This window comes from Acidocella sp. (assembly GCF_035535915.1).
GTDB lineage: Bacteria > Pseudomonadota > Alphaproteobacteria > Acetobacterales > Acetobacteraceae > Acidocella.
Map to the genome: position 1 here is coordinate 90,137 of NZ_DATLPB010000088.1, position 7,828 is coordinate 97,964.

Consider the following 7,828-nt stretch of genomic DNA (forward strand, 5'->3'; position numbering starts at 1 on the left):
GAAGGTTTGGAAAACGGCTGGGATGTTCCAGCAGGTTCCGGAGGGGTTTCAAAAGTATGGCTAAGACATCGCAGGTCAACAGAAACGGCAAGCGGGAACGCATGGCGGCGCGCGACAAGGACAAGCGCGCGACGCTGAAGGCGACGATCATGGATCGCACGCTGCCGGTGGAAGACCGTTTTGAGGCGAGCCTGAAGCTGGCGCAGCTGCCGCGCAACGGCGCCAAGGTGCGCGTGCGCCTGCGTTGCGAGCTGACCGGCCGCGCCCGCGGCAATTATCGCAAGTTCAAGCTGTGCCGTATCGCGTTCCGCGATCTGGCGAGCACCGGGCAGATCCCCGGTGTCGTCAAGGCCAGCTGGTAAGGAGTTAGGACGAAACCATGTCGATGTCCGATCCGCTGGGCGATATGCTCACCCGCATCCGAAATGCCCAGCACGCACGCCTGAGCGTGTGCGTGGCTCCGGCCTCCAATCTGCGCGCCAATGTGCTGGACGTGCTCAAGCGTGAAGGCTTCATCCGCGGCTTCAGCCGCGAGGAACTCCGCGCCGGCGTCAGCCAGCTGCGCATCGAGCTGAAATACAGTGAAGGCCAGCCGGTGATCAAAGAGATCAGCCGCGTGTCCCGTCCGGGCCGCCGCGTCTACTCCAAGATCAAGGAACTGCCGCGCGTCTATTCCGGTTTGGGTATCTCCATCCTCTCCACGCCGCGCGGCGTGATGAGCGATGTTGAAGCCCGCGCCGCCAATGTCGGCGGCGAAGTTCTCTGCCGCGTCTTCTAAGGGAGAGAAAGCAATGTCACGCGTTGGCAAATACCCCGTTGAAGTGCCGGCCGGCGTCACCCTGGCGCTGGCGGGCGATGTCCTCACCGCCAAGGGCAAGCTCGGCGAACTCACGCTCAAACTGACCGACAAGGTCGAGACCAAGATCGAAGGCAACAAGGTCATGGTCACGCCGATCTCCCAGGAAGCCGCTGCGCGCATGATGTGGGGCACCACCCGTGCCAACATCGCGAACATGGTGAAGGGCGTGTCCGTCGGCTATTCGAAGACGCTGGAGATCACCGGCACCGGTTACCGCGCTGCGGTGCAGGGCAAGAACCTGGTGGTCAATCTCGGCTTCTCGCACGATATCGTTTACGAGATTCCGACGGGGATCAAGATCACCTGCGAGCGCCCGACCGCGATCAAGGTCGAAGGTGTGGACAAGAGCCGCGTGGGTCAGGTCTGCGCCGAGCTGCGCGGCTACCGTCCGCCGGAGCCCTATAAGGGCAAGGGCGTGAAATTCGAGGGCGAGGCGATCCGCCGCAAAGAGGGTAAGAAGAAGTAATGTCGACAAATCTGTCTCTGCAGACGCGCCGCAAGCTGCGTCTCCGCTATCAGTTGCGGCAGAAGGCCAATGGCCGCCCGCGTTTGTCGGTGTTCCGCTCCGGCAAGCATATTTACGCGCAGATCATCGACGATGCGGCAGGCCGGACGCTCGCGGCCGCCTCGACGCTCGACAAGGATCTCAAGACCACGCTGCGCACCGGCGCCGACAAGGAAGCCGCGGGCGCTGTGGGCAAGCTGATCGCCGAGCGCTGCAAGGCCGCTGGTGTCACCGCCGTGGTGTTCGACCGCGGGTCTTATCTCTATCATGGCCGGGTGAAAGCCTTGGCAGAGGCGGCCCGCGAGGGCGGCCTGGACTTCTAGGAGCAGAATTATGGCACGCGAAGCACGTGAAGGCGGCGGTGGCGGCAGGGGCCGGGAGCGCGAGCGCGACCGCGATCGGGAGGCCGATGACGGTCTCGTCGACAAGCTGGTGACCATCAACCGCGTGGCGAAAGTGGTGAAGGGCGGCCGTCGGTTCGCGTTTGCCGCGCTCGTGGTGGTGGGTGACCAGAAGGGTCGCGTCGGCTACGGCGCCGGCAAGGCGCGCGAAGTTCCCGAAGCGATCCGCAAGGCGACCGAACGCGCCAAGAAGACCATGATCCGCGTCCCGATGAAGGAAGGCCGCACGCTGCACCATGACATCACGGGCCAGTTCGGCGCCGGTCATGTGGTGATCCGCTCGGCTTCCGCCGGTACCGGCATCATCGCCGGCGGCCCGCTGCGCGCGGTGTTCGAGACGCTGGGCATCGGTGATGTCGTGGCGAAATCACTCGGCAGCCGCAACCCGCACAACGTGGTGAAGGCGACCTTCGCGGCGCTGAGCGGCGTGACCAGCCCGCGCCTCGTGGCTTCGCGCCGCGGCAAGAAGGTCGCGGATCTGTTCGGCGCGGCGCACAAGGACGCGGCGGTGGAGGCGAGCGATGTCTGAGACGAAAATCCGCATCACCCAGGTGAAGTCCGGCAACGGACAGAAGCCGGGCCAGCAGGCGACCCTGATCGGGCTCGGGCTGAACAAGATCGGCAAGAGCCGCGAAGCGGTGGCGACGCCGGAAGTGCGCGGCATGGTGAACAAGGTGGCTCACCTGCTCAAGGTAGAGGAGCTGGCGTAAGCCGGTTCAGGTAAGGTTCTGTCATGAAACTCAATGAAATTCGCGACAACCCCGGCGCGCGGCTGAAGTCCAAGCGGCTCGGCCGCGGCATCGGCTCCGGCAAGGGCAAGACCTCCGGTAAGGGTGTGAAGGGTCAGAAGGCGCGTGAAGGCGTGGCGCTGAACGGCTTCGAGGGCGGTCAGATGCCGCTCTACCGCCGTCTGCCCAAGCGCGGCTTCAACAACATCCACCGCAAGGAATACGCGCCGCTGAATCTCAGCACGCTGGAAGCGGCGTGCGAGTCCGGCAAGCTGGATGCGAAGCAGCCGATCACCGAGGCGGTTCTGGCGCAGGCCGGCGTGGTGCGTCTGGGCAAGGTGGACGGTGTTCGCCTGCTCGCCAAGGGCACCATCACCCGCGCGCTCACCATCGAAGTGTCCGGCGCCTCGGCGGCGGCGGTTGCCGCGGTCGAGCAGGCCGGCGGTTCGGTGAAGACGCTGGTCGTGAAGGAAGCAGCGCCGGCGGCCTGAGCCCTATTGCCTGGACCGTATAAAATCCTGCACAATGGGCGCTGAATAAGCGGCGCTTGCCAGTCGCGCGAAGTCGACCGGCAAGCGCCGTTTTTCATGAAACTGAAGAAATAGAGACAGAGCATGGCATCGGCCGCAGAACAGATGGCAGCGAGCTTGAACCTAGGTGCGTTCGGCAAAGCCACGGAGTTGAAGAAGCGGATCTGGTTCACCTTGGGCGCGCTGATCGTCTTTCGCCTGGGCACCTATATCCCCGTGCCGGGTATCGACGCTGCGGTGATGGCGCAGCAGATGTCGCAGAGCGGCGGCGGCATCCTTGGCATGTTCAACACGTTCAGCGGCGGCGCGCTCGGCCGCATGACGATTTTCGCGCTGAATGTGATGCCCTATATCAGCGCCAGCATCATCATCCAGCTCATGACGGCGGCGGTGCCGGCGCTCGAGGCGCTCAAGAAAGAGGGCGATTCGGGGCGCCAGAAAATCACCCAATATACCCGCTACCTCACGGTGCTGATCGCGGCGGTGCAGGCCTATGGCATTTCCGTCGGGCTCTCCGCGTTGAAGACGACGCTCGGTTCGGCGGTAATCGACCCCGGGGCGATGTTCACCTTCACCTGCGTCGTGTCCCTGGTCGGCGGCACCGTGTTCCTGATGTGGCTCGGCGAGCAGATCACCGCCCGAGGTATCGGCAACGGCATGAGCCTGATCATTTTCGCCGGCATCGTCGCCAACCTGCCGGTCGCGATCGCCAACCTGCTTGAACTTGGGCGCACCGGCGCGCTGTCCACGCTGTTCATCATTGCCTTCCTGCTCATCGGCCTGGCGGTGATCGCCTTCGTCGTGTTCATGGAGCGCGCCCAGCGCCGCATCCTGGTGCAATATCCGAAACGCCAGGTCGGCCAGAAAATGTTCGGCGGCGATTCCACCCATATGCCGCTTAAAGTGAACACCTCAGGCGTGATTCCGCCGATTTTCGCCAGCTCCCTGCTGCTGATTCCGGCCACCATCGTCGGTTTCTCGCATGGCGGGCCGGGCTGGCTGCAATTCGTTGCGCACCAGCTCAATCACGGCCAGGTGGGCTATATGCTCCTGTTCGCCGCCCTGATCATCTTCTTCTCCTATTTCTACACCGCGGTGGTGTTCAACCCGGAGGAGACGGCGGAGAATCTCAAGAAATATGGCGGGTTCATTCCCGGCATCCGCCCCGGCGCCAACACCGCGAAATATTTCGACACGGTGCTGACGCGGCTCACCACGATCGGCGCGGCCTATCTCTGCGTCGTCTGCCTGCTGCCGGAATTCGTGCTCAGCAATTATACCCTGCCGTTCTATCTGGGCGGGACGTCGCTGCTGATCATCGTCTCGGTGACGATGGACACCGTGGCGCAGATCCAATCGCATCTGCTGGCGCACCAGTATGAAGGGCTGATCCGCAAAAACCGCGGCAAAAGCCGCAAATAAGGGAGCAAAAAGTGCAGCTCATTCTGCTGGGCCCGCCCGGTGCCGGAAAAGGCACTCAATCGAAATTGCTGGAAACGCGCTATGGCGTGGCGCAAATTTCCACGGGCGACATGCTGCGGGCCGAAGTGAAGGCGGGTACGCCGATCGGGTTGGAGGCGAAAAGCGTCATGGATGCCGGCAGGCTGGTTTCCGATGAGCTGATCATCCGCATGATCGGCGAGCGGATCAGCCGGCCGGATTGCGCCAAAGGGTTCATCCTCGACGGGTTCCCGCGCACCGTGCCGCAGGCGGAGGCGCTGGACCTGCTGCTGCACAAGGCCGCGGTGGATCTCGACGCGGTGATCGAGCTGAAGGTGGACGAGGCGGCGCTGGTCGAACGCATCAGCGGCCGCTTCACCTGCGCCAAATGCGGTGCCGGCTATCATGACAAATTCAAGCAGCCGCGCGTGGCCGGCGTTTGCGACGTGTGCGGCAGCACGGAGTTCACCCGCCGGGCGGACGACAATGCCGAGACCGTGCACCAGCGCCTGCTCGCTTATAACGCGCAGACCGCGCCGATCCTGCCTTATTACCAGGCCAAGGGCCGGCTCCACACCGTCGACGGCATGGCCGCGATGGAAGACGTGGCGCAACAGATCGAAGCCGTGCTGCGCCGGGTCGGCGTCGTGGCGGCCTCGTAAGGTGGGGACGAATGCGTCATCCTCACGAAAATTTGATAGATTGTCATTGACTCTGTTTGACCGACCGCTATAACCCGCTTTCGCGGCGCTCCCGATCGGGGCGCCGCAACTTGTTATGACCTCAGGAGAGACCTCGTGGCGCGTATTGCCGGCGTAAACATTCCCACGAACAAGCGTGTTCTGATCAGCCTTCGTTACATCTACGGCATCGGCCCGGTGAAGGCTCGTGACATTTGCACGGCACTCGCCATTCCGGAGGAGCGCCGGGTCAACGAGCTGTCCGAGGATGAGATCCTGCGCCTGCGCGAACTCATCGACCGTGACTATCGCGTCGAGGGCGATTTGCGCCGCGAGACCGCGATGAACATCAAGCGCCTGATCGATCTCGGCTGCTATCGCGGCCTGCGTCATCGCAAAGGCCTGCCGGTTCGCGGCCAGCGCACCCACACCAACGCCCGCACCCGCAAGGGTAAGGCCGTCGCCATCGCCGGCAAGAAAAAAGTCACGAAGTAATCCTTCGCTCCTCACGTCAGCAGTTACAGGAATATCGATATGGCGAAGCCCGCCTCACGCCCCCGTAAGAAAGAACGCAAGAACATCATCTCTGGTGTTGCGCACGTTCTCGCCAGCTTCAACAACACGTTTGTCAACATCACGGACGCGCAGGGCAACACCATCGCCTGGTCGACCGCCGGCACCCAGGGGTTCAAGGGCAGCCGCAAATCCACGCCGTATGCCGCGCAGGTCGCCGCTGAAGACGCCGGCCGCAAGGCCCGCGAGCACGGCATGGAAATGCTCGAGATCGAGGTGAGCGGCCCGGGCTCGGGACGCGAGAGCGCGCTGCGTGCTCTGCAGGCCGTGGGCTTCCAGATTTCCGCGATTCGCGACCTGACACCGATTCCGCATAACGGCTGCCGTCCGCGCAAGCGTCGCCGCGTCTGAGCCGGAACAGATTTTAGATGTGAGGCCCGCCGCGAGCGCTCATCGCCGGGCCGGAGGTGTGAATGTTGAAAGAATCGAATTTGTCGCTGCAACGCAATTGGCAAATGCTGATTAAGCCGGAGCAACTCGACATCGAGTTCGGCGCCGATGCGGGACGGGTGGCCACCATCGTCGCCGAGCCGCTGGAACGCGGTTTCGGCATGACGCTCGGCAATTCGCTGCGCCGTGTGCTGCTCTCGTCCCTGCAAGGGGCGGCCGTGACCGCGGTGCGGATCGACGGCGTGCTGCATGAATTCTCGACCCTCTCCGGCGTGCGCGAGGACGTGACCGACATCGTCCTGAACATCAAGCAACTGGCCGTGCGCATGCATGGCGAGGGGCCGAAGCGCATGGTGCTGACCGCGACCGGGCCCTGCGAGGTCAAGGCCGGCCAGATCCAGGCCGGTCATGACATCGAGATCATGAATCCCGACCTCGTGCTGTGCACCCTCGATGACGGCGCCACGCTCGGCATGGAGTTCACGGTGAACGCCGGCCGCGGCTATGAGCCGGCTTCCGCCAACCGCCCGGAAGATGCGCCGATCGGGCTGATCCCCATCGATGCGATCTATTCGCCGGTGCGCCGCGTCTCCTACCGCGTCGAGCAGACCCGCGTGGGTCAGGTCACCGACTATGACAAGCTGATCCTCCAGGTCGAGACCAACGGCGCGATCACGCCGGAAGACGCCGTGGCCCTGGCCGCGCGCATCCTGCAGGACCAGCTCGGCATGTTCGTGAATTTCGAGGAGCCGCAGCGCCTGCGCCCCGAGGAGCCGCGCGTCGAGCTGCCGTTCAACCCCAATCTGCTCCGCAAGGTGGACGAGCTCGAGCTGTCCGTGCGCAGCGCCAACTGCCTGAAGAACGACAACATCGTTTACATCGGCGACCTGGTGCAGAAGAGCGAGCAGGAAATGTTGCGGACGCCGAATTTCGGCCGCAAATCCTTGAACGAAATCAAGGAAGTGTTGACCGCCATGGGGCTTTCCCTTGGCATGACCGTCGCCGATTGGCCGCCCGAGAATATCGAGGAACTGGCCAAGCGCTCGGACCAACCCTTCTAAAGAGTCAACAGGAAAACTACCATGCGTCACGGTCTCAGCGGTCGTAAACTCAACGTCACCTCCTCCCATCGCGCTGCCATGTTCCGCAACATGGCGGTCGCGCTCATCAAGCATGAGCAGATCACCACCACCCTGCCGAAGGCCAAGGAATTGCGCCCGGTGGCGGAGAAGCTGATCACGCTCGGCAAGCGCGGCGGGCTGCACGCCCGGCGCCAAGCGTATAACCAGCTCCGCGACGACACCATCGTCGCCAAGCTGTTCGACGCCCTGGCCACCCGTTACAAGACCCGCAATGGCGGCTACACCCGCGTGCTGAAGGCCGGCATGCGCTATGGCGATGCGGCCGACATGGCGGTGATCGAGCTGATCGACCGCGACGTTTCCGCCAAGGGCCAGGATAGCGGGCCGAAGCCGGAAGTCGCCGCCGAGAGCGAGACGGAAGAATAAGTTTGGCGACAAGCCAAGGGAAAAAGGGGCAAACGCAGGTTTGCCCCTTTTTGTTTGTGCGGTTGGAAGGATAATTCGATGAATAAAGCGCCCGATCCGATCACCCATGTCGAGGTCAAGGCCTGGCGCGGCCGGTTTCTGGAGATGGACCGCAAACTGCCGGAGGAATCCGCGGTGGCGCTGTCCTATGACCGCGTGACCTTCGCGGTGATGA

13 protein-coding genes are annotated in these 7,828 nt (G+C 63.4%); all 13 read left to right on the forward strand.

What is annotated here, in order from left to right; translation table 11 throughout:
• Positions 1 to 56 precede the first annotated feature (56 nt).
• The 13 genes from rpsN to rplQ all read left to right on the forward strand — a co-directional run bounded on the left by rpsN (position 57) and on the right by rplQ (position 7,614).
• A complete protein-coding gene (gene rpsN / locus VNC39_RS11495; RefSeq protein WP_325399299.1) occupies positions 57 to 362 on the forward strand; it encodes a 30S ribosomal protein S14 in 306 nt (101 codons plus the stop codon).
• Between the two features lie 17 nt (positions 363 to 379).
• A complete protein-coding gene (gene rpsH, locus VNC39_RS11500) occupies positions 380 to 778 on the forward strand; it encodes a 30S ribosomal protein S8 (RefSeq protein ID WP_325399301.1) in 399 nt (132 codons plus the stop codon).
• 13 nt (positions 779 to 791) lie between these two features.
• The gene (gene rplF / locus VNC39_RS11505) at positions 792 to 1,325 is read left to right on the forward strand and encodes a 50S ribosomal protein L6 (RefSeq protein ID WP_325399303.1); all 534 of its coding nucleotides are present in this window, start codon (positions 792 to 794) and stop codon (positions 1,323 to 1,325) included.
• Positions 1,325 to 1,687 carry a 50S ribosomal protein L18 gene (rplR, locus tag VNC39_RS11510; protein WP_325399305.1) on the forward strand — a complete coding sequence of 121 codons (363 nt, stop codon included), beginning with the start codon at positions 1,325 to 1,327 and terminating at the stop codon, positions 1,685 to 1,687. The genes rplF and rplR overlap by 1 nt, the downstream gene beginning before the upstream one ends.
• A gap of 10 nt (positions 1,688 to 1,697) precedes the next feature.
• On the forward strand, positions 1,698 to 2,294 hold the full coding sequence (gene rpsE / locus VNC39_RS11515) for a 30S ribosomal protein S5 (protein ID WP_325399307.1): 597 nt from the start codon (positions 1,698 to 1,700) through the stop codon (positions 2,292 to 2,294).
• Positions 2,287 to 2,475: a 50S ribosomal protein L30 gene (gene rpmD / locus VNC39_RS11520; protein ID WP_325399309.1), complete on the forward strand. Its 189-nt coding sequence runs from the start codon at positions 2,287 to 2,289 to the stop codon at positions 2,473 to 2,475. Before rpsE ends, rpmD begins: the two co-directional genes overlap by 8 nt.
• A 23-nt stretch (positions 2,476 to 2,498) precedes the next feature.
• Positions 2,499 to 2,984: a 50S ribosomal protein L15 gene (gene rplO, locus VNC39_RS11525; RefSeq protein WP_325399311.1), complete on the forward strand. Its 486-nt coding sequence runs from the start codon at positions 2,499 to 2,501 to the stop codon at positions 2,982 to 2,984.
• 123 nt (positions 2,985 to 3,107) lie between these two features.
• Positions 3,108 to 4,445, forward strand: coding sequence for a preprotein translocase subunit SecY (gene secY / locus VNC39_RS11530; RefSeq protein WP_325399313.1), 1,338 nt, complete (start codon positions 3,108 to 3,110; stop codon positions 4,443 to 4,445).
• Between the two features lie 11 nt (positions 4,446 to 4,456).
• Positions 4,457 to 5,125 (forward strand): adenylate kinase, encoded by a 669-nt coding sequence (locus VNC39_RS11535; protein WP_325399315.1) that lies wholly within the window; start codon positions 4,457 to 4,459, stop codon positions 5,123 to 5,125.
• A 135-nt stretch (positions 5,126 to 5,260) separates the two neighbouring features.
• Positions 5,261 to 5,638: a 30S ribosomal protein S13 gene (gene rpsM / locus VNC39_RS11540; RefSeq protein ID WP_325399317.1), complete on the forward strand. Its 378-nt coding sequence runs from the start codon at positions 5,261 to 5,263 to the stop codon at positions 5,636 to 5,638.
• 39 nt (positions 5,639 to 5,677) lie between these two features.
• Positions 5,678 to 6,067 carry a 30S ribosomal protein S11 gene (gene rpsK, locus VNC39_RS11545; RefSeq protein ID WP_325399319.1) on the forward strand — a complete coding sequence of 130 codons (390 nt, stop codon included), beginning with the start codon at positions 5,678 to 5,680 and terminating at the stop codon, positions 6,065 to 6,067.
• Between the two features lie 80 nt (positions 6,068 to 6,147).
• Positions 6,148 to 7,167, forward strand: a complete 1,020-nt coding sequence (locus VNC39_RS11550) for a DNA-directed RNA polymerase subunit alpha (protein WP_325399331.1) — start codon at positions 6,148 to 6,150, stop codon at positions 7,165 to 7,167.
• Positions 7,168 to 7,188: 21 nt separating this feature from the next.
• Complete coding sequence (rplQ, locus tag VNC39_RS11555) at positions 7,189 to 7,614, forward strand: 50S ribosomal protein L17 (protein WP_325399321.1); 426 nt, start codon at positions 7,189 to 7,191, stop codon at positions 7,612 to 7,614.
• Positions 7,615 to 7,828: the final 214 nt, after the last annotated feature.